General features: G+C 38.9%; 22 protein-coding genes. 14 read left to right on the forward strand and 8 right to left on the reverse strand.

Going from position 1 to position 22,256, the window contains the following annotated elements; genetic code table 11:
- Window positions 1-5: 5 nt before the first annotated feature.
- The 3 genes from DC083_RS02245 to nirD all read right to left on the reverse strand — a co-directional run bounded on the left by DC083_RS02245 (window position 6) and on the right by nirD (window position 2,001).
- Window positions 6-1,076, reverse strand: a complete 1,071-nt coding sequence (locus DC083_RS02245; RefSeq protein WP_109188626.1) for an aromatic ring-hydroxylating oxygenase subunit alpha — start codon at window positions 1,074-1,076, stop codon at window positions 6-8.
- A 27-nt stretch (window positions 1,077-1,103) separates the two neighbouring features.
- Complete coding sequence (locus tag DC083_RS02250) at window positions 1,104-1,403, reverse strand: recombinase-like helix-turn-helix domain-containing protein (RefSeq protein ID WP_109188627.1); 300 nt, start codon at window positions 1,401-1,403, stop codon at window positions 1,104-1,106.
- 283 nt (window positions 1,404-1,686) lie between these two features.
- Window positions 1,687-2,001: a nitrite reductase small subunit NirD gene (gene nirD, locus DC083_RS02255; protein ID WP_109188628.1), complete on the reverse strand. Its 315-nt coding sequence runs from the start codon at window positions 1,999-2,001 to the stop codon at window positions 1,687-1,689.
- Window positions 2,002-2,341: 340 nt separating this feature from the next.
- On the opposite strand from nirD, the gene DC083_RS02260 reads away from it, so the two are divergent.
- Entirely contained in the window at window positions 2,342-3,130 is a 789-nt protein-coding gene (locus DC083_RS02260) for an IclR family transcriptional regulator (protein WP_109188629.1), read from the forward strand.
- Between the two features lie 351 nt (window positions 3,131-3,481).
- Here the strand turns inward: DC083_RS02260 and trhP are convergent, their stop codons facing one another.
- From trhP to DC083_RS02275, 3 genes are all read right to left on the reverse strand, one after another.
- Complete coding sequence (gene trhP, locus DC083_RS02265; protein ID WP_109188630.1) at window positions 3,482-4,930, reverse strand: prephenate-dependent tRNA uridine(34) hydroxylase TrhP; 1,449 nt, start codon at window positions 4,928-4,930, stop codon at window positions 3,482-3,484.
- A gap of 292 nt (window positions 4,931-5,222) precedes the next feature.
- Entirely contained in the window at window positions 5,223-7,001 is a 1,779-nt protein-coding gene (locus DC083_RS02270) for an N-acetylglutaminylglutamine amidotransferase (RefSeq protein ID WP_109188631.1), read from the reverse strand.
- An 85-nt stretch (window positions 7,002-7,086) separates the two neighbouring features.
- Window positions 7,087-7,404 (reverse strand): HesB/IscA family protein, encoded by a 318-nt coding sequence (locus tag DC083_RS02275; protein WP_109188632.1) that lies wholly within the window; start codon window positions 7,402-7,404, stop codon window positions 7,087-7,089.
- A 297-nt stretch (window positions 7,405-7,701) separates the two neighbouring features.
- On the opposite strand from DC083_RS02275, the gene relB reads away from it, so the two are divergent.
- Together relB and DC083_RS02285 are read left to right on the forward strand one after the other, a co-directional pair.
- Window positions 7,702-7,944, forward strand: coding sequence for a type II toxin-antitoxin system RelB family antitoxin (relB, locus tag DC083_RS02280; RefSeq protein WP_229822220.1), 243 nt, complete (start codon window positions 7,702-7,704; stop codon window positions 7,942-7,944).
- Window positions 7,928-8,200 (forward strand): type II toxin-antitoxin system RelE family toxin, encoded by a 273-nt coding sequence (locus DC083_RS02285; RefSeq protein ID WP_109188633.1) that lies wholly within the window; start codon window positions 7,928-7,930, stop codon window positions 8,198-8,200. The genes relB and DC083_RS02285 overlap by 17 nt, the downstream gene beginning before the upstream one ends.
- Window positions 8,201-8,570: 370 nt before the next feature.
- Here DC083_RS02285 and DC083_RS02290 read toward each other — a convergent pair whose 3' ends face one another.
- Window positions 8,571-9,338: a hypothetical protein gene (locus DC083_RS02290; RefSeq protein ID WP_109188634.1), complete on the reverse strand. Its 768-nt coding sequence runs from the start codon at window positions 9,336-9,338 to the stop codon at window positions 8,571-8,573.
- 212 nt (window positions 9,339-9,550) lie between these two features.
- Here DC083_RS02290 and tenA point away from each other — a divergent pair, with 212 nt between their 5' ends.
- The 3 genes from tenA to queG all read left to right on the forward strand — a co-directional run bounded on the left by tenA (window position 9,551) and on the right by queG (window position 12,120).
- A complete protein-coding gene (tenA, locus tag DC083_RS02295) occupies window positions 9,551-10,234 on the forward strand; it encodes a thiaminase II (protein WP_109188635.1) in 684 nt (227 codons plus the stop codon).
- Between the two features lie 288 nt (window positions 10,235-10,522).
- Window positions 10,523-11,032: a pantetheine-phosphate adenylyltransferase gene (gene coaD, locus DC083_RS02300; protein ID WP_109188636.1), complete on the forward strand. Its 510-nt coding sequence runs from the start codon at window positions 10,523-10,525 to the stop codon at window positions 11,030-11,032.
- An 8-nt stretch (window positions 11,033-11,040) separates the two neighbouring features.
- Window positions 11,041-12,120 (forward strand): tRNA epoxyqueuosine(34) reductase QueG, encoded by a 1,080-nt coding sequence (gene queG / locus DC083_RS02305; protein WP_109188637.1) that lies wholly within the window; start codon window positions 11,041-11,043, stop codon window positions 12,118-12,120.
- A 423-nt stretch (window positions 12,121-12,543) separates the two neighbouring features.
- On the opposite strand, the gene DC083_RS02310 is transcribed toward queG, so the two are convergent.
- Window positions 12,544-13,845, reverse strand: coding sequence for a CitMHS family transporter (locus DC083_RS02310; RefSeq protein WP_109188638.1), 1,302 nt, complete (start codon window positions 13,843-13,845; stop codon window positions 12,544-12,546).
- An 828-nt stretch (window positions 13,846-14,673) separates the two neighbouring features.
- Here DC083_RS02310 and DC083_RS02315 point away from each other — a divergent pair.
- The 8 genes from DC083_RS02315 to DC083_RS02350 all read left to right on the forward strand — a co-directional run bounded on the left by DC083_RS02315 (window position 14,674) and on the right by DC083_RS02350 (window position 22,242).
- Window positions 14,674-15,339, forward strand: a complete 666-nt coding sequence (locus DC083_RS02315) for a DUF1345 domain-containing protein (protein ID WP_109188639.1) — start codon at window positions 14,674-14,676, stop codon at window positions 15,337-15,339.
- Between the two features lie 129 nt (window positions 15,340-15,468).
- The gene (locus DC083_RS02320) at window positions 15,469-15,801 is read left to right on the forward strand and encodes a hypothetical protein (protein ID WP_109188640.1); all 333 of its coding nucleotides are present in this window, start codon (window positions 15,469-15,471) and stop codon (window positions 15,799-15,801) included.
- 147 nt (window positions 15,802-15,948) lie between these two features.
- The gene (locus tag DC083_RS02325; RefSeq protein WP_229822223.1) at window positions 15,949-17,229 is read left to right on the forward strand and encodes a sugar transferase; all 1,281 of its coding nucleotides are present in this window, start codon (window positions 15,949-15,951) and stop codon (window positions 17,227-17,229) included.
- Between the two features lies 1 nt (window position 17,230).
- On the forward strand, window positions 17,231-18,502 hold the full coding sequence (locus DC083_RS02330; RefSeq protein WP_109188641.1) for an oligosaccharide flippase family protein: 1,272 nt from the start codon (window positions 17,231-17,233) through the stop codon (window positions 18,500-18,502).
- A gap of 5 nt (window positions 18,503-18,507) precedes the next feature.
- Window positions 18,508-19,236 (forward strand): glycosyltransferase family 25 protein, encoded by a 729-nt coding sequence (locus DC083_RS02335; RefSeq protein ID WP_109188642.1) that lies wholly within the window; start codon window positions 18,508-18,510, stop codon window positions 19,234-19,236.
- Window position 19,237: 1 nt separating this feature from the next.
- Window positions 19,238-20,536, forward strand: coding sequence for a hypothetical protein (locus DC083_RS02340; protein ID WP_109188643.1), 1,299 nt, complete (start codon window positions 19,238-19,240; stop codon window positions 20,534-20,536).
- Entirely contained in the window at window positions 20,502-21,428 is a 927-nt protein-coding gene (locus tag DC083_RS02345; protein WP_109188644.1) for a glycosyltransferase family 2 protein, read from the forward strand. Before DC083_RS02340 ends, DC083_RS02345 begins: the two co-directional genes overlap by 35 nt.
- 1 nt (window position 21,429) lies before the next feature.
- Window positions 21,430-22,242: a glycosyltransferase gene (locus DC083_RS02350; protein WP_109188645.1), complete on the forward strand. Its 813-nt coding sequence runs from the start codon at window positions 21,430-21,432 to the stop codon at window positions 22,240-22,242.
- Window positions 22,243-22,256 lie beyond the last annotated feature (14 nt).

Below are 22,256 nucleotides of genomic sequence, written 5' to 3' on the forward strand. Positions count from 1 at the left end.
CCGAGTTATTCATTAACGTGAATGGTTGCGCCTACAACATCTACATTGGCTTGACTTGCTTGATAGGCTTCATAGGCTTTAAATTGCTGTTCTGCCGCGCGCTTAAAAGTCCGACGAAGACGAGTAATCCCCACATCATGCTGATAGAGAAATTCATGCTCTCTCGCATTAGGGGCTAATAATTCTAGGATAATTCGATCCTGTTCAAGGACATCCCAGTGCAACCCTTCTAAATAGTTACGATACATAAAGCGCCAAGTATCTCTCTCCCAACCAGAAACTTTACGACAACGCCAGAAGAAAACGCGCGTGTTATGCTCATCAATCGGAGTTGCAAATCCGATAATCCAGAAGCTACCGCCAGGCCCAAATTTTGCTTGATAGGGGATAGAGAGTCGTAACCAAGCACCTCCAGTTTCCGCATATTCTACCCAATCAAAATTCACCCCTGATTGACCATCTTTTTCAAAAATAAAACCTGTTTTAGTCACTTTTAAACTCATCTCCGCCTGACGATCTCCTTCAGACATTGAGTGAGAAACCGAGTGAAGATAAGTGCCATGCATTGGATCCATGACATTATCAACGGCATATTGATAATTGACTTTCCAATCTGCAATACAGAGAAAATCACTCCATTCATCACTGGACAACTGCTCAGGAAATTGGAGTTCTACAGGCGCTTCCTCACCCACACCGAACCAAAGAAAAATCGCCCCATGCGCCTCTTGTACATGATAGGATTTAACACAAGTTGCACCAGTCATAGGACAATTTGCCACAGCCGGTACATCTTCTACTACACCATCAAAACGCACCTCAACGCCGTGATACCAACAGGCTACGCGATTTCCTAAGTTCCATCCTAAAGAGAGCCTCGCTCCTCGATGTGGGCAGCGATCCTCTAAAGCATGTACTTTTCCTTCCTCATCACGCCATACAACGATATTCTCTCCTAATCGAGTAATGCCTACCGGGCTAGTGCCTACTTCCCAACTCGCAAGCACCGGATGCCATAAATTCCGTAAACCAAAGTTCAAATATTCTTGCGCATCTTTAAATGTTCTTGTTGTCATAATGATTCTCCTCCAATCCTACAATTCTTAGTAACCTAATCGTGCCATCTCAGCCTGAAACAGTGCTTCTGTAAACGGCTCACCGCTCTCTAGTAACATTCCTTGGGTATTTAATGCAGTCACCACTTCTGATAAGGTGGTTGCACCGCTAGAGAAAGCGGTAATAAGATTCTCTACAAGCGCCATCTCATAGGCTGAGGGTTCATGAGCACGATTTTGCCAAATCACATGTTTCACATCGCCAGGCATCTGGATATTATTGATACCAGCATCAGGATTGGGGCGATTTTCCAGCCAAGTTCTGAGCTTCTCGTTATAATTTGCCATCTTGTTTTCTCCTTTGGTTTACTTTGATTTTCTTGGGCTAACAGAACCCTATTAAGTTTCGGCGTAGCAAAACCTATAGTGAGTTATCTTCCAATAACTCAACACATTGATATTATTCGTTACATTGCTAAGCAGAGTAGATCAATAGGAGTTGTATACTCCATTATTTAATCTATCGGTTTATACCTTGATATTTATATCTATATTGATTCCGCTATCGCGAATCCTTCTATAGCCTCTGTAGCTTCTATGGCATTCAAATCAGAATAAAGATAATTATGAATTATGCCGATTCTAGAGAGACCTTAATCATTCCCTCTTCCACTTTTACGGGATACGTTAATAGATTGCGACAACCTGGGCCACTCTGTAATTGACCTGTTTGAATATTAAAGATCGCTTCGTGTAAGGGACACTCAACTGTACCATCTTCCACAAAACCCTCTGTTAATAGCGCATAAGCGTGGGGACAAATATTCTCGATAGCAAAATAGTGATCTGCCACCTGAAATATTCCAATTTTAGTCTCACCAAGATCTACCGATTTTGGCATATATTCATCGACTTCACTCACCTGACATACGGCAACCCAATTCATACTTCTCCTCCTTATACCTTTTTTTAACTTCGGTATTTTATTTAAGTATTTTTATTTAAGTATTTCTATTAAGTGGTTTTGAATCTGTATGAGCCTTCTAGACTCTTTATCATTATGATGCGCTGATACGCTTTTTATTTTTTATGATTGATTGTTGCTATTATCGCAACTATTTTTCTTATATTTTTTGTTTTGTATATAAAACATCGTTTACTTTATAAAACAATGATGTCAGAATACGATTAATAAAAGAATCTTGTCAAGGTTATTCTTCATTCCTCATCAAGATTTTAAAATTTTTGTCTAGAAAATAGGTGTTATCTATTGCGAGAGGTTTTGTATGAATGAAGTAGAACAGAGCGATAAGTATCTTGTCCCCGGCCTAATACGTGGCTTAAAAATATTAGAGAGTTTTACCATAGAACAGAATGAGATGAGCTTAGGGGATATTGCCAAAATTTTAGAGATTAATCGCTCTAGCGCCTTTCGATTAGTCCAAACATTAGAACATTGTGGATATCTTCTAAAAACAGCGCATAAAACTTATAAACTCAATGTAAAGGTTTTACAACTTGGTTATAGCGCTATTGAATCGATGAATATCCCACAACAAGTCACAACTATTATGCAGAATTTGCGGGATCAGACTAAAGCGGCGGTTCATCTCTCTATGCTCGACCATACCGAAATTGTTTATCTCAATAATATTCAAGCCTTAGGGGCCTTTACTTCTAATATTCGCGTAGGAACTCGATGGCCTGCCTATGCGACGGTCATCGGTCAGTTACTTTTAGCACCCTTAAGCAATGAAGAGATCCAACAACGTTTTAAATCGCTCAAAGCATGGACACGTTATTCCGACTCTACAGCAACCTCTATCGCTGAATTATTGCCCAAAATTGAAGTCGCTCGACAAGCCCCCTACCTCATTAGCTGGAAAAACTTCAAACCCGATATGATCGCCTGTGCGGCTCCCATTAAAAATAGAGTCACTCATCAGACACAGTATGTTCTCTCTATTAGTTGCCCTGCTACTAGTTATGCCGATCGTGATACTTTCATCGCTGAAGTCGTACCAGCACTATTAAAGGCCACCGAAGAGATCTCCCAATTAATGAGTGCAATCTAAGATCCTGACTATTGATTGTCCTGACAATAATTATCCTGACAATAAAATCCCCCAAACAATATAGCCAATTTGGTTTAAGAAAAATATTTTTTAACTGTCAGTATCGGATTTTAAAAAGAATATAAAACCTTATTAAACAATACTTGCAGGATGCCGGATAGAACAGCTTCCTTACTTGTTACAACTGATGCGCCGGCATTTTAATAAGCTTATTTTGAACCGATCTCACTATACTATAATTTATTTTTCAAAATCCATGACACATACAAAAAACACTTAATCACAAGTGCAATTAAGTGTTTTCTTTCGTCAATTTTAAATAACGAATCTATCAAGGTACTTCCTTAAAAACTAATCCACATTCTCATCATTATCGAGATAACGGGCAAGCATCGTCATCTCATCGGAGGGGCCAATATCTGCCCAGACAACGTAGGCTGATCCTTTAGCAGAATCGATCACTTCTCCTTTCTCTGTCGTCATTTGACCAATCACAATATCGCGATTGCCATGTTGATGAATCACTTCTAATCGATCCCCGGTTGAGAAACGATTTTTAGCCTGTAGTTTCGATAGACCTGTTTCGGCATCATATTCCAATACTTCCGCCACATATTGTTGACGAGAGTGAATAGAATTGCCGGTCAGGTAATTCTGATAAGCATGGGGTGCATGACGTTGTAAGAAGCCTTCGGTATAACCCCGATTCGCCAAACCATCGAGCTTCCCATAGAGCTCAGGATTGAATTCTCGGCCCGCTAGAGCATCATCAATCGCTTGGCGATAGAGTTGCGTGGTTCGTGCGACATAGTAAGGGGATTTGGTACGGCCTTCGATTTTCAGAGAGTCCACACCGATCTCAATAAGCTTTTGTACATGCTGGATCGCCCGCAGATCTCGAGAGTTCATGATATAAGTCCCATGCTCATCTTCACTGATCTCCATCCATTCGCCTTTACGCTGACCATTCTCTTGAATTAGATAAGGTTTAACTGCTTCAGGATGCGGTGTATAGGCTTTCCCTGTAGAGAGATCCGTATAAGCCACCTCATTCATCGCATCTTGGATAAAGGTCACAGGATTCACCCCGATATTAGGGTGTTGACTCTCTTCGCGGTAGATCTTCTGCATATCTGTTCCCACCGGTACTAGTTCCCCTTCCGGTGTTTCTATACCATCCGTTAAGCCATAATTCCAACGACAAGCATTGGTACAGGTCCCTTGATTCGCATCTCGATGATTGAAGTAACCCGATAGCAAGCAGCGACCAGAATAAGCGATACAGAGCGCACCATGCACAAAGACCTCTAACTCCATATCCGGACACTCATTACGAATCTCCTCAATCTCATTCAGAGATAATTCCCGAGAGAGAATCACCCGCGTCAATCCTTGTTTCTGCCAAAATTGCACAGTAGCGCTATTCACCGCATTCGCCTGTACCGAGAGATGTATATCTTGATCCGGGAAACGCTCGCGCACCATCATAATAAGTCCTGGATCTGACATAATAAGCGCATCAGGTTTGAGCGCTAATACCGGCGACATATCATCTACGAAAGTCTTGAGTTTACCGCCATGAGGCATTGTATTCACTGCTAGAAAGAATTTCTTTCCTAACTCATGGGCATAATCAATCCCCATCTTGACCCGCTCCGTATTACGGAAATCATTATTCCGTACCCGCAGACTATAACGGGGTAAACCTGCATATACGGCATCAGCACCATAAGCATAGGCATATTGTAAATTTTTGAACGTCCCCGCCGGTGCGAGAAGTTCCACTGAACGTTGTTTCATATTATAAAGTTCCTTACAGGGGAAAACAGGCATTGCCTGCTAGTGCTCAAGCACTATCTTTGTGGGAAATATTGCTTTTGTTTAAACTCAAAGCATCATAAAAGTTCAAAGCTGAACTAAGGCAAGGATTATACCTTGACTCCAAAATTTGTGGGGAAAAGTTTGATATTTTAATAAGGCAAATCTCAATCAAAAAGGCCAATCAATGTTGGCCTTTTCTCTCTTCTTCTCTGTTTTATAGACTTTCGATAAAAATGATCTGAATGATTTATCTCATCTCAGCATTCTCCGACTACAATCCCATCGACTCTAACCACATCTCAAGCAGCGCTGCTTGCCAGAGTTTAGAACCTTGAATATTGGTAAAGCTTGACGGGGCTTCTGGGTTTTTGATGAGATCTGCGATATAAGCTTGATTAAAGATACCCCGCGATTTCGCTTTCTCACTTGTCACTAAATCGGTCATCATCTCTAAGAATTCTCCGCGAACATATTTAAGCGCCGGCATTGGGAAGTACGCTTTTTTACGATCGATAATATCATCAGGTACACGACCTCTCGCGATCTCTTTTAAGATCCCTTTACCGTTATGCATCAGTTTATATTCCGGCGGCATTGCCATCGTTAATTCCACTAAACGCTGATCTAAGAAAGGCATACGCGCCTCTAAACCATGCGCCATTGTCATATTATCCACCCGTTTTACAGGATCATCTACTGCTAAGCGAGTCACATCAAAGCGTAATACTTTATCTAAAAATGTTTCTGCACCATCTCGTGTTAAATGATCCCGGATAAAATCGCCGGCAATATCACCTACCTGATAGGGTTTTGTGAAAAGATCCAAAGTCTCTGAATGTGGCCGATCAAGATAATATTGTGAAAAACGCTCATACGGATCAAATTCACCACTCTCTACCATTTGAGGATACCAGAAATAACCCGCAAAGAGCTCATCCGCACCCTGTCCACTCTGTACTACTGACGCTTTCGTTTTCACCTTTTCCGAGAGTAGATAGAAGCCAATGGCATCCTGCCCAAAGAGCGGTTCACTCATATTCCGCACCGCTTCCGGCAACCGGCGTAAAACCTCACTATTCGGGATCTCAAATTTATAATGATCTGTTTGATACTTATCGACAAATTGATCTGAATAGAAGAATTCCGAGCCCTTCTCTTCCGGTTGATCTTCAAAGCCCACAGAGAAAGTTTGAATCCCTTTAATACCCGATTCAAGCGCGAGTGCCGTAATCAACGTGGAATCTAAGCCACCTGAGAGCAATACCCCCACCGGTTCATTCGCCGAGCCCATCTCTTTCACAACCGCCGAAGTTAATGCGCTCTCAATCACCTCTTTCCAGGTTTCGTGGTCATATTCAGGATAATCACGCTGTGCCGTTAAATTCCAATAACCCGTTTCTGTGGCCATTCCATTATGCTGCACCACCATATAGCTTCCCGGAGCGATTTTACGAATCCCTTTAAGGATCGTCAGTGGCGCCGGTACCACTGCGTGCAGAGAGTACATAAAGTGCAATGCTTCAGGATCAATCGAAGTATCTACATCTTGGCTCTGCATAATACTTTGGGTATTAGAACCAAAATAGAACGCCTCACCTGATTGACCAAAGCCGTAATAGAGTGGTTTTTTACCAAAACGGTCACGGACTAAAAGTAGTGTCTCTTCCGCATCATTCCAAAGGGCAATGGCATAAGCACCATCGAGTTTCTCCACAAAGAGATTCCCCCAGCAGTGATACGCTTTCGTTAAGACTTCCGCCTGAGATTCGGTATAAAATTGATACCCCACTTCCCGAAGCTCTTCTCGAATTTCTGCCTGATTGTAAACCGTTCCATTGGTCGCCACAGCAATGCCGAGCGCTTCATCAAAGAAAGGTTCCATCCCATTACTCACCGCTTGCAAACGTGTATGGACTAATCCCACCATTTTCCGGCGAAAGATATTTGTACCATCTGGCCCGCGCTTGACAATAGGCTCTGCCATTTTCTGTAATAGTGATTCATCTACGGCAGTCTGATTTAACTTTAATACTCCAGCGATTCCACTCATTTCCCTATCCTTTCTCTACTTTTTATGGTTTGCAAACAGTGTGTAAAATTGATCAATTCCAGTCTGTTGATCGGGCTACTTCGCCTTACAGCATAAAGCTCTCACCGCAACCACATTCTGCTTTGGCATCCGGGTTACTAAACTTAAACATCCGATTAATGCCATCTTGAATATAATCAAGCGTTACATTTTGTAGATAAGGTAAAATTTCCTTATCAGCAACTACCATAATGGGGCTTTCTAATAGGATTTCAACGCGATCATTCACTTGATCACAGAAATCAATATAGTATTTATAGCCTGAACAGCCTGATTTTTGGAGCGCTACGCGAATCGCTTCAGCACTGCTTCCCTCTAAATTTTTGACTAATTGTGTTTTTGCCGCATCCGTTACTGTAAACATCTTTTCTCCCTTCAATTATGCATTTGACTTGGCATAATTGTGCAATGAAATATTCAATGACAATATAGAACTAAATTAGTGCTATTTTACCGTAAATAGCAAGAAATGGATATCACTTCTCTCTTTCAGCGATTCATTATTTAATAATAGGCGCAATTTGCCAGCACGAGATTTATAAAAAATAGGATCATTCGCCCCGGAGGTGCAATAAATTTTCTTAGTTAATCAAATAATATTCCTACCAATTGAGCTAATTCCCACAATAGAATAAGATTAACTATACTGTAAGGAGATATTATGATGAAGAGGCGCAATATGTTAGCAATACAATTACCTGATGATATTTCTACGCGATTAACGTCTATGGCTCAAAAAATGGGCAAAAGTAAAGAAGAGTATATTCAAGAAGCCATTTTGCAACATCTTGAAAAAATGGAAGAGTATTATGCTGCGCATCAAATGATTGATCGTATTAATCAAGGCGACGAACCGACTTACAGCAGTGATGAAGTGAGAAAAGAACTTGGCCTGGAAAATTAAATACTCTAAAGAGGCATTAAAAGCCCTCAAAAAGATTGATAAATTACAAGCCAAACGAATTCTAGACACTTTAGAATATAAAATTGCAGAACTCGATAATCCTCGAATTATGGGTAAATCATTACAAGGAAACTTAAAATCTCTGTGGCGTTATAGAATTGGGGATTACCGGGTATTATGTGATATTCAAGATGATGCATTTATAATTTTAGCTGTCTTTGTTGGTCATCGGAAAAATATTTATAAATTTTCTTAGTCGTTCTAAATCCAAGCTGTCTCCCGGGGGAGGGAATATTTGCAATATTCAGATAAATCCCTTGCCCGCGGATGAAGCGTTCAAAGCCTCTCAGGAATTCAGAATAAAGTAAATGAGCCCTCAATTATTCCGGCATTAAGAAATGCCACAATTGCCGGCGCGCGATTCATAAAAGAACGGGATCATTCCCCCCGGCGCTGAGATACATATTCTTAGTTGTATTAAATAAAATCTGTCTCCCGGCGGGAGGGAATGCTTGCAAATCCAGAGAAATCCCGCGCCCGCGAGTAAGGCATTCAAAGCCTCCTAACCCTATACAAATCCCGCGCCCGCGGATGAGAGACTCTAATCGCTCGGTAATGAATGAGTTCTACTCTAGCTTCTTGAGATTATTAATATCTACATAGACCTCGTTACTCTGCCCTTGGATATTTTTGATATCAGAGAGGGAACCTTCGGCGTAAATCACATCTAAACCGATTTCATAAATCCCATCTTCTTTACGGAATTGATCACAATAACGATACCATTTTGCAATCCAATGCCGCGTGCGTAATCCTTGAGTGGGCGTAAAAGGCTTGCCGGCAACGGCTTTGGCATCTAATAGAAGCGTTGATAAGCGCTCATAGGTTAAATTGATCTTTTCAATAAAGAGCACCGCATTTTTAAAGCCAAGGGCGTGTAGAAAATCCCCAATATCTTCAATATCCGGAAATTGATTGATCGCGGGACCCTCGGCATTACTCAAATCTTGAAAGCTTCCAACACCGATTGTGGTAAAAAAGAGCTTACCGCCGGCATTGAGCGCTAATTGATAAGCTCGAATTCGATCTTCTAATTCCCATAGATCCTGCAAATAGAGATTACTAATCACCATATCCACGCGCAATAATTGCGGATCAGCCATCCCATTATCATAGATATTTTCATAGATCTTCGCCTCTGGGAAACGCGCCTGCAATAACTCAGTTAAATAGACATCTCGCGCACCATCCACCCAGATCGATTTCGGTGATAAATCCTCCTCAAGATACTCCACCATTCTACGGGCAATCTCATGATGCACAAATGCACGCTTAGTATAATCCTCAATAGTACATGAGCGATATTGAGGCAATGAATTGGTGAAAGTTGTCATATGGCCTTCTCTTGTTAATCAATTAGAATATGAATTTAAAATAAGGGATATAAGCCCGATATTCTAGCATGCTTCAGACTCAACGGGAGATTGAAAGATTATTTCCAACTAAATCCTCTGATTTAAATAGTAATCTCGGCTATATTGACTTTCTACATGACTAAAATGATAAAACTTAGTCTCTATCCCCTTTCTCAAAGGAGTATATAATCATGTCTCAAACTTTCTGTGATCGACTCTTTACACATGTTGAACCGCTCTGGCAACGTTATCTTGAACATCCTTTTGTCAAAGGTATTGGCCTTGGCACACTGGATCAAGCCAAATTCCGTCACTATATGTGTCAAGATTACTACTACCTCATCGAATATTCTCGCCTCTTTGCCCTAGGTGCTGCTAAAGCAGATAATTTAGAGACTATGACGCTTTTTGGCAATCTACTCTCCGGCACCATGAATTTCGAGATGGATCTCCATCGTCAATATGCCGCACAATTCGGCATTACAGCAGAGGCATTAGAAAATACGAAACCCGCAGCCGTCACGACTGCTTACACTAGTTATATGCTTCAAGAAGCTTATCGTGGCAATGTTGAGCATACTGCCGTTGCTGTGCTCGCTTGTGCCTGGAGTTACAACTATATTGGTAAGATACTAGCGACTTGGAATGGAGCCCTTGAGCATCCTTTTTATGGCAATTGGGTTCAAACCTACTCAAGTCAAGAATTTACCGATCTTGCAGAAACCTGTATTCAATTGGTAAATCGATTAACTGAAGGCTTACCAGAACGGAAACTACAAGAATTAGAAGAGATCTTCCTCAATACTAGTCGATTTGAATATCAATTTTGGGATATGGCAGACAATCAGAGTATGTGGGATGGGATTAATAATTAATAAATCATTATGATCTTCAATCAACGTCGATTCCCGGCGGGAGGGAATGTTTGCAACTCTAGACAAATCCCGTGCCCGAAGGTGAGAAGCTTAAAGCCTCTCAACGATTTAGAATAGATAAGTGAGCCTTCAATAATTTCGGCATTGAGAAATACCATAACTGCCAGCGCGCTATTAATGGGAAACAAAATAACTCCCCCTCGAAATCCCAACATAAATCAGGTAAGATGAGCTCAATCTATTTATCTGTACTATACAATCAATCCTATGTCAGTAAGAGGTTGCAACATGAGCGAATATACTGCTGTTTATCCCGGCACTTTTGACCCCATTACAAATGGGCATTCGGATATTATTGTTCGTGCAGCACGGATATTTCCTAAGCTGATCGTTGCAGTCGCTAAAATCAGTGGACCGAAGAAAAAGCCACTCTTCACGTTTGAAGAACGTATCGATATGGCCAAAGAGATTTTTAAGGAATATGACAATATTGAAGTTGTCGGATTTGATAATCTTCTCGTGCGCTTTATGGATACGATTAATAGTCGTGTTTTAGTGCGTGGTCTTCGGGCTGTTTCTGATTTTGAATATGAGTTTCAGATGGCAAGCCTCAATCGTCACCTCAATGCCAATATCGAAACGATTTTTCTCACCCCCAGTGAAAAATACTCTTTCGTCTCCTCCACGATGGTACGGGAAGCCTCCATGCTCGGCGGTGATATTAGTGCCATTGTTCATCCTTATGTTAAAGAAGCCCTTGAGCGAAAATATCAAGAGCGCCTCCTAGCGGAATCTTAATCCCCCGAATGAATGCCCCTATTCAATCGCCGGAATTTATTTCGCGGCTTTTAGCAAAAGCCGAAGAACTCGGCATTAGTGAACTTTCTAGTAGTGATATCGATCCCGGCATCAACCGGGATTACTTTATCGAATGGCTCGGTAAGGGCTATCACGCCGATCTTGATTACATGGAAAAGCATGGTGAAAAACGCTATCACCCTGATCAGCTTGTCCCCGGCACAGTGTCCCTTCTCACCGCCCAGCTTCATTACTTTAATCCGGAAATTGATGCTAAAGCGCGGCTTGAAGATCCTCATCACGCCTATGTTGCAGAATATGCGCTCGGCAGGGATTATCATAAAGTACTGCGCAATATGCTCACTAAATTAGGAAAATGGTTACAAGAAGAGATCCCCGGATTAGAATTTAGAGCCTTTGTAGATAGTGCGCCGGTGCTTGAACGCGCCTTTAGTCAAAAATCGGGATTAGGTTTCTTTGGCAAAAATACGATGATTATTCATCCGAAACGAGGCTCTTTCTTCTTTCTCGGGGAACTGCTACTCTCTCGGCGTATTGAGATCCCAAGTGAACCCATTACCAATCATTGCGGTCAATGCACTCGCTGTATTAAAGCCTGCCCGACCGATGCCATTGTGGCACCCTTTCAAATTGATGCCGGTAAATGTATCTCTTATCTGACCATTGAACATTTTGGTGTAATTCCGATTGAGTATCGAGCAGCGATGGGGAATCGGATCTTTGGTTGCGATGATTGCCAGATTGTCTGCCCTTGGAATCGCTTTGCGGTGCCCCTCAATACCGAAGATTTCTTGCCACGGCATCAACTCGATTCTTCAACGCTACTTGAACTATTTGCTTGGAGTGAAGCGGAATTCCTACGCAAAACAGAAGGCTCTCCCATTCGCCGGCTTGGTTATCAGCGTTGGCTTCGCAATATCGCCATCGGCATTGGTAATAGCCCTTATAGCGAGGCGAATATGATTGCCTTACAACAGCGATTAACCATCACGGATGAAATGGTACAAGAGCATATTCAATGGGCACTCAATGAGCAGAGCGCCAAACAATTTGTATCTGTTTCATAAGACAATTTACCGCATCGCCGGAGCGAAAGATCTCGCTCTTTCAACAATCACGCGCCGGCAATTGTGGCATTTCCTCATGCCGAGGTAATAAATAGACCGATCATCTTTACCAGGCATTGCCGAAAGATTGATCATCCCTCACCTGCGGGCGCGGGATCTCTCTGGAATTGCAAGCATTCCCTCCCGCCGGGAATCAACTTCTATTAGTATCACTAAGAGAATTCCTCCCTTCGCCGGAGCGAAAGATCTCGTTCTTTCAACAATCACGCGCCGGCAATTGTGGCATTTCCTCATGCCGAGGTAATAAATAGACCGATCATCTTTACCAGGCATTGCCGAAAGATTGATCATCCCTCACCTGCGGGCACGGGATTCTTCTCGAGTTGCAAGCATTCCCTCCCGCCGGGAATCAGCTCCAAATACTTATACTGTAATTACACCCATTATGATTGCAGCTATTAATAATAAAATCCCAATTCCCCACATCCAGAAGAAAGCATAACGGATATAACGGCCCATTTCGATATTCGCTAACCCTAAAGCTAACCATAATGCCGGAGAGAAAGGACTGACGAAAGTCCCGACAATATTCCCTACAATCATCGCATAGGCGGTGGAAGTAGAGGGAATTCCATAAGTAGATGAGATCTGATCTACAACCGGTAGAAGCGCAAAGTAATAAGCATCTGTACTCAATAATAAATCAAATGGTAACCCTAAAAAGCCGATAATCAAATGGATATAACGACCTAAAAATGCTGGAAGAATATTGATAAGATCCTGCGCAATCGAAGTCAACATCCCAGTTCCATTCAGAACACCTAAGAAAACACCAGCCGCTAAAATAATAGAAGCCATTGCTAAAGCACTTGGTGCATGACGCTTAATACACTCATTTTGTAATTTGATTGTTCTAAAATTCACCGGCAATGCAATAGCCACACCGATCATAAAGGCAAATCCTGCAGGAATCATCCCCGTGACCAAAATGGCAATAATCGCAATCGTTAAGAGGAGATTAAAGAGATAGAGCCCTTTATGAGCTCCTTCTCTAGAGGTAAGGAGCGCTTCTTCACTCTCCTCGACAAAGGTCGCCTCGGGAAGTACGGCGATACGTCGTTTCTCCCGAATGCCTAATATGGTAGCCAATGCGATCATTAACATCATTCCCACTACTTGAACGGGAATCAGAGGTCTCCACAACTCTGTCACATCCATATGAATCACACTAGCAGTACGCCCTAAAGGCCCACCCCAAGGGATCATATTCATGATACTCGCACTTCCCCCTATTAAAAGCACTAAGAGGTAAGGGCTTATCCGCATTCGCTTATAAAGCGGTAATAACGCCGGAATCGTGATTAAAAAAGTCGAAGCCCCGGACCCATCTAATTGGGCAATTGCAGCAATTATCACACTACCAATACAGATTGTAATAATATTCCCTCGAGTTAATTGGATCATCTTATTAATCAGTGGATCGAAAAGACCGGCATCTTGCAAAATCCCAAAAAAGATAATAGCAAAGATAAACATCACCACCACATTCATCACTGAGCCTAAACCAGATTTAAAAAATCCGCCAATCTCTTCCATTCCAAACCCAGCAACAAGCGCACCGATAATAGGAATAAGCGTTAATGCAACAATCGGGATCACTTTTCCACGAATTAATAAAGTTACAATCGAAATGATTGTGGCAAATCCAATCAGACTTAACACGATAGACTCCTTTGGGTGTATCCCTCATTGTGGATACTGAATTATATTTATATATATTTACAATAAAGTCTTTTATGTATATAGCAGTTTTCTCTTCAGGACAAGTCATGATTCTTAATTGTTAAGATTATTCGCTAAAATAGCCCTGTTTTATTTTTAAAATTATTTGAAATAACTAAGAAAATTCATAGCATCGCCGGGGCGAAATATCCCGTTCTTTCAACAATCCCGCGCCGGCAGATTGGGCATTTCTCATGCCAAAGAGTTCTAAAAACCATGCGCTGGCAGGTTGGCATCGCTTTATACCGAAAAAATTTCAAATATTTTCCCACTTTCTGAGGACCTGTTCTATATTTAGAGAGATTAAATAACCCCTCATCCGCGGGCGCGGGATCTCTCTGGAATTGCAAGCATTCCCACCCGCCGGGGATCAGCTTTGATTTAGAACAACTAAGAGAATTTACCGCATCGCCGGAGCGAAAGATATCGCTCTTTCAACAATCCTGCGCCGGCAACTGTAGCATTTCCTCATGCCAAAGAGTTCTAAAAACCGTACGCCGGCAGGTTGGCATTGTCTTATACCGAAAAAATTTCAAATATTTTCCCACTTTCTGAGGACCTGTTCTATATTTAGAGAGATTAAATAACCCCTCATCCGCGGGCGTGGGATTCTTCTGGAGTTGCAAGCATTCTCTCCCGCCGTGAGTCAAAATTGATCAAAAACCAGCAAATCTCCATAATTTCCCCCATACTCTAAATATAATTTATTAAATTAATGCAAATAATATTATAATTTAAAATAAATATTATTAACCTATTTTGGAGCCTCTTATGCATTGGTTAACTCATGTTATCTCCCACGCTTGGCATACTCGATTACGCTTTATCTGCTCGCTCATTGTCGCCATTACGACATTTGTCATCCTGATTCAAGATCATACGATCTTCACAACTTTTATCGTCAGCTGGAATGCTTTCTCTTGGGTATATCTATTATTTCTACTACAGAAGATCCTCTTTCACCGGCATAAAGATATCCGAGAAATCACACGTGAAGAAGATGAGAGCGCCAAAATGGTCTTTTTCTTTCTACTCCTCGGCTGCTGTGCAAGCTTACTTGCCCTCTTCTTTGGCCTTGGCGGTCATGATGGATTAACCGGTCGGGATAAGATCTTTCAATATATCCTAACTGCCTCCACCCTTCTCTCCTCCTGGCTTCTGCTCCCCATGGGCTACACAATGCACTATGCTCATCTCTATTATGGCAACCCGACACCTGAAAAACCTTGGCTTCTCTTCCCCGATAAGATCACAACGCCCACCTATTCCGACTTTATGTACTTCTCCTTCACCATCGCCGTCGCCTCCCAAACTGCCGATGTCTCTATCAGCTCAACGCCTATGCGCCGGGCGGTTTTGTTACAATCAATTATCTCATTTCTCTTTAATATGACCATCTTGGGATTGTGTATTAATATCTCGGCGAGTTTGTTTTAAAAGTTTAAAAGAAGCAACGGATCAAGTTCATGAGATCACTTTAATAAATGTGCATTTCTCAATAAAAATTGATATAACAATCAATTAATGGAAAAATCAATGCAATATTTATTTAAAAGGAGTTTTTTAATGAGTGAACCTACATCTTCTACTATGACCTGTCCTCACTGCATGACTGAAGTAAAACGAGGCGCAAATGTCTGCGTTGGATGCAAAGCCGAAATTAAATATGGCGTATCTGCCGGCATTTTTTTTGGTTTCTATATCTTGACATTCATAGTAATTGCAATTGCCACTTTGATTATAGCTGAATTCACAGGCCTCCCCCTCGATACCCTAATGATAGATCACTTTATCACCTTTTTGATATTAACTGGGATGGTGTATCTAGTCATTTTTTTCAAATTTATTATGCCTAAATTTGAAGATCGGGTGATATTCTCTCGGAAAAAGAATCAGTAAGCATATTATTTGTAGCTATTTTAAGATAAAATTCACTAAAAATTTCTAAATCATTTAAAATGATGGGTTAGTTATTTAGATTAAATATCATAAAAAATGATATCTTATCGGGATATCATTTATTTTTAATATGTAATAGAGGTCTCTGTGTCAGAAAGTTATCGTCGTCGCCACTCACGTTGGTATGAAGTGATTTTATTTAACTTCTGGTTTCAAGTGATTATCGGCTTTCTCTTTGTTGTTTTACTCCCTCAATGGCTTCGCTATGGTGGGGTTGTAGACTCTTTAACGCTGACAATTGGCTCTAATAGCAATACACTTTATGCTAATACTGTAGCATTTTTATTATCTTTAATCGTTATTCGTCAAATGCATCAGTTTCCAGGATCACGAACGATTGCGTTCCTTTTCCCTACAATTGCAGCTAGTTGGCTTTTAGTTATTGCTACACTCTTCTTCCTTCGAGCAGATTACGCTCGCAGCATTTTAGCAATGTCTTACATATTTGCTAATTTGTGGGCTATTTGTGGATTTTTTATCGGGCGACGTTATTACACAACTAAACTTGCTTTGCTACCATTTGGTAATATTTCTGAATTAAAAGCGCACCCCCATATTAATACCAATGTGCTCAAGGTTCCTAATTTAGAAAATCGCCGCTATGATGCCGTTGTTGCAGACCTCCAAAGTGAAATTCCAGCAGAATGGTTAAAATTTTTGGCTGAGTGCACACTCGCTCGAATTCCCGTTTATGATGCAAAACAACTCACCGAGCGAGTGACGGGTCGAGTCAAGCTCAACACCTTATCTGAAAATATATATGGTGTACTCTACCCATCACCAATCTATGAGCTGGTTAAGCGTTGGATTGAATTTCTTGCGGTATTAATCACCGCACCTTTATGGCTTCCTATTATGCTGATCACCGGCATTATCATTAAACTGGAGAGCCCCGGTTCGATGTTTTTTACTCAAAATAGAGTCGGTTTGGGTAATCAAGACTTTACTGTCTATAAACTCCGCTCAATGTGTCAAAACTCAGAAAAAGAGGGAGCACAATTTGCCAAAGCAAATGATATGCGTATTACCCGAGTAGGCAAATTTATCCGTAAAACCCGGATTGATGAGATCCCACAATTCTTAAATGTCCTCAAAGGGGATATGAGCCTTATTGGCCCACGCCCTGAACAGCGCACTTTCGTAGAACAGTTTGAGAAAGAAATCTCTTTCTACGCCTACCGCCATGTGGTGCGCCCTGGTATTACCGGTTGGGCACAAGTCACTCAAGGCTATGCGGCTGATACTGATGAAACTCGTATTAAGCTCGAGCATGACTTCTACTACATTAAACACTTCTCTCTTTGGCTTGATATTTTGATTGTCTTTAAGACGATTAAAACAATGCTGACGGGATTTGGGGCAAGGTAAGATGACTAGGCCTACATCATTAAAAAGAAACGCCTTTGCATTACTTACAATGCAAGCAATTAACTACCTAGTTCCATTAATTACCCTTCCCTATTTAACAAGAACATTAGGGGTAGATCAGTATGGTGCATTAAATCTAAGTTTAAGCTTAATCCAATATGGGATGCTATTTATTAATTTTGGATTTAATCTAAGTGCAACACAATATATTGCCCAACATAGAGACCAACCACAACTTATCAGCAAAGCCTTTTGGGAAACTGTACTTTCCAAATCATTACTCTTTTTTATTGCTTGTTTTGCGCTTACAATCATCACTTTAACTATAGAGAGCTTTTATGAAATAAGATGGATTATCTTCATTTTATTCATCCAACTGTTATCTATTGCCATTGATCCTCTTTGGTTTTTCCAAGGAATAGAGAAGTTAGAGAAAGTATCATTTATTGGCTCACTTATCCGTTTCCTTAACATTCCGCTGTTAATTCTATTTGTGCACACACCTAACGATGTTGAAATAGCAGCACTTATTCAAGGAGGAATCCTCTTAATTGCAGCTATCATTAATATGATATTTGTACAGAGAGAGCATATTATTACCTTTGTAAAACTACATCAATTAAAAATTATCCAAGCGCTTAAACACTCACTCCCTTTATTTATCGGTGCAGCTGCAATTAGTCTCTATAATACAAGTACACCGATTATTTTAGGATTAGTAAGCGATTATGATCAAGTCGGTATCTACTCTGCAAGCTTTAGAGTACAAGTAGCTGCCATTGGTGTTTTTACGGTGTTAGGACAAGTGATATACCCTCGCGTTAATCATCTATTTGCAACTGATATAGATGCAGCATATCTATTCATCAAAAAACTGATGATCTACATGTTTCCGATTTTATTAATTTCCTCTCTCTTATTTTATTTTCTTGTTCCAATGCTTGCACCGCGGATACTCGGAGAAGAATTTAAGGAATCAGCAGAGACATTAAAAATTATGGCTCCAATGTTATTTTTAATACCTTATTCTGTAGTATTTGCCCACAATCTGTTATTACCTTTAGGTTACCAACGTATCTATTATCTAGTTCCATTAATAATCGGATTATTTCACTTAGTTTATAGCTCGTTTCTAAGCCATTATTATGGGGCGATTGGTGCATCCTATTCAATTCTTATTACGGAAATAATTACTCTTATTGTCTTAGCATCATATGTCTTGCGGCATACAAAAATTTATAAGTTAATTTTAAAAAACAAAAAAAGAATATAAACATTATGAAATTCGATATTAATATAATTTCAATTCCTAATTCCCATAGAAGAAATCGTTTTAATAGCTTTCCCTACCCTTTTAACTTTTTTGACGCTTATAGCTCTCCTATAAACTTTGATGTAAAAAAAGCCACAGAAAATTATGGTAGAGAGATACGAAATGGAGAAATCGGATGTACCACAAGTCATTATGAATTGTATAAAAATCTCAAAAAAAGCTCTAAGTATAATTGGCACCTAATATTAGAAGATGATGCAAAAATAGAGGAAGGTTTTCAACCCTTTTACAACAACTTTGATCCATCAATATTCCAAAATGTTCCTACGATATTAGTTCTGGGGCATAGCAAAACTATTAAAAAATTTCAATGGGTACAAAAACTCAAACAACCAATAAGCGTTGAGTTTACATGTGGGCATCATCAATTTGGAAAAAAGCATGTCAATCTGGTTGGCACCGTAGGATATATGATCAATAATGCTGCTATAGATACTATTTTAAAACATACCCCTTACTGGCTTGCCGATGATTGGAGAATTATCGAAGAAATGGGAATAAATGTATTGCACATCAAAGACAATTTAGTATATGAAGAGTTTGATGGAATTAGCCTGACAAACAATCAACTTTTTATACAACATGATATAAAGAATCAACCTATCACAACAATTTTAAAAATAATTCTAAATCAGCTTTATTTCTTTACTGGCATTAAAAAAAGATATTACTAATATGCGTATTTTCTACAAAGATACAACTTCTGTTCTCTTATGTTTTTTACTTATAAATGGTTTTTTTATTGGCAATAACCTTAATAGCACCTTTTTAGTTATTCCTTTAGCTTTATTGTTCGCTTTTTTTTTAAAAAACAACTACTTATATAGCTTAAAAAAAATAGTTTCCTCCCGAATATTTATAAATTTATTTATCTTTTTGACAATCATATTAATAACTAATTTGGTTTTAATTCTAACTCATCAAACATTGGACTTAAGCTATGCAAAAAATATCATTTCTCAAATAATACAACTTATCTGTATTATCTTCTTTATAGCATATATATACACAGCCTACCCTCCTGTAGAACAAATCTCTTACAGTATCTATATTGGAAAATTAATTTGTATTACTTTTTTTGTACAATCTATAATAGAAATTATTGCTTTTCTATCTCCTCAGTTTGCAAGTATTATTCATATTTTTTACTCACCAGACCAATATGAAATTCTTTATAAAAGCTATGGGGGAATAAGAGGTTTAGCATTAACAGGATCCCCAGGTTGGGGATTAGCCGTTGGTTATGCCTATTCTTTTCTATTTTATGTAAGATATATGGTGATAGAAAAATTCAACTTCAAAACATTTTGTTTTGGATTAATATTGGTACTCGGAATGTTTTTTGCTGGAAGAACAGCCTTTGTTGGTATTATCTTAGGTATACCATTGTTTTTATTTTCAAAAATACAACTTATCTCAAAATTAAAAATTATATTTTTAACTGTTCTCTACTCTATAATGATTGCAATTATAGTATATTTTTTATTTTTTGATTTTTTATTAATTCTAGAACAAAAAGTATTCCCTTTTGTCTTTGAGATGTTTTATCGCCTAGAACATACTGGGAAACTAGAAACGGGATCAACTAATGTATTATTAGAAATGTGGAATAGAGATATTCCTGAAGGAGTCGAGTTATTCGGAACAGGGTTGTTTACTGATCCTGAAACAGGGAGATATTATTTACAAACAGATGTAGGCTATATCCGCAACTACCTATTTGGAGGAATCTTCTGGCTACTCTTAATATACTCCTTCTCTCTCTTCATCTTTAAAAAATCATTGAATTATAGTGTAACGACTAATGATAAGTTACTAATAATTTTTAACTTAATGATGGTATTTTTATTAGAACTAAAGGCAATGACAGCTAGCTATAATAAATACTTTTTTTTAATAATGATAGTATATCTATTCTCCCTCTACCTTGATAAAAAAAATGAACAAATACAGTATAATTATTCCTGCTTATAATATAGAAAAGTACACAACAAAAATACTGGACTATATCTCGGCTATTTTAAAAAAAAGAAGGGATGTTGAATTCATCATTGTTGATGATGGTTCCACTGACAAAACATATGCCTTACTTAAACACTCTAAAGATATAGTTTTATATCGACAAAATAACAAAGGTGTATCTGTCGCTAGAAATAAAGGAATTGATTTGGCCACAGGCACTTACATATTATTTCTAGATGCTGATGATAGTTTTTCTGAAAAAATATTTGAAATTCTAGACTCATATATAAAAAAAAATAATCATGAGCTAATAGCTTATAACTACACACTATCAAACAATCAAGCTTTGAATGCTTATCCAATGACAGAATACAAGCCTCAAAACTTATCTGTCTCTTTTTTGAAAAAAAATATTAACATCCATATTTGCTCAGTTTGTTTTAATAGAGATTTCATAGTTAAAAATGAACTTAGATTTCCTACTGGCTACCCTTTTGGAGAAGATGTTTATTTTATACTACAATCAATCTTGACAACAAGGAAAAATATTCTATATATCCCTGATATTTTATTTCGTTATAATTTTGATGCTAGCCAAACTGTAGCATCAGCAATGACTCAGGGAAAAATTAAAGTATTATCTCTTTATCAATTAATAAAAACCGATAATGTTGAAATTGAATATGCTTTGGAGTATTTCATTCAAAGAACGTACTTGTATTTAGTGAAAATTGCTTTGAAATATGGCGTGGACAGCAAAAAAACTATCGACTACTTAAAAGAATCTGTTTCAGTATTAAATAACTCTATAAAGATACAACCTCAACCTTTCGACTTCAAAGTAGCGAAATTTTTTATTAAACATTTTCAAAAATTATTCTTCTCCTTTATTAAAGTAAGATAATATGAAATTTTCAGCTCTTTTATCTGTATATCATAAAGAAAACCCAACGTACTTAAACCAAGCGTTACAAAGTATTTGGGATCAACAAACACTAAAACCCGATGAAATTATTTTAGTAAAAGATGGTTCACTAACGACCGAATTAGATCAAATTATCGAGCAATGGAAGAATAAGCTAGAAAATGTTCTTAAAGTTATTGCCTTACCAAAAAATGTAGGCTTAGGTAAAGCTCTTAATGAAGGAATAAATGCTTGTTCTAATAACTGGATTTTTCGAATGGATACCGATGATATCGCGTTATCCGATCGGTTTGAAAAACAAGTAAACTATCTTAAGCAGCATCCAGAAATAGTGCTGCTAGGTGGGCAAATAGAAGAGTTTATTGGCAGCGAGAAAAATATAACAGCGAAAAGATTAGTTCCATGTAAAAATCAAGAAATTATATCTTATGCACAAAAACGATCTCCATTTAATCATCCAACTGTTGCATATCGAAAAGATATATTGGAAAAAGTATGCTTATACCAACACCACCTATTAATGGAAGATTACAATCTCTGGATTAGGATTTTAGCTTCTGGATATAAAGCAGCAAATTTACCTGATACTTTACTCTACATGAGAACTGATGCTATGCACGGCCGTAGAAGAGGTTTGCAGTATATAAAGAGTGAATGGCAACTCTTTAAACTAAAAAGAGAGTTAAAATTCCAAAGTTTTTTACCGGCATTTACTTTACTTATAACACGTTCAATAGTTCGATTATTACCAGCTTCATGCTTACATAAAATATATCAGTTTATTCGAAAATAAAAATATATACTTAC

Source organism: Ignatzschineria ureiclastica, from assembly GCF_003121845.1.
Taxonomy (GTDB): Bacteria; Pseudomonadota; Gammaproteobacteria; order Cardiobacteriales; family Wohlfahrtiimonadaceae; genus Ignatzschineria; species Ignatzschineria ureiclastica.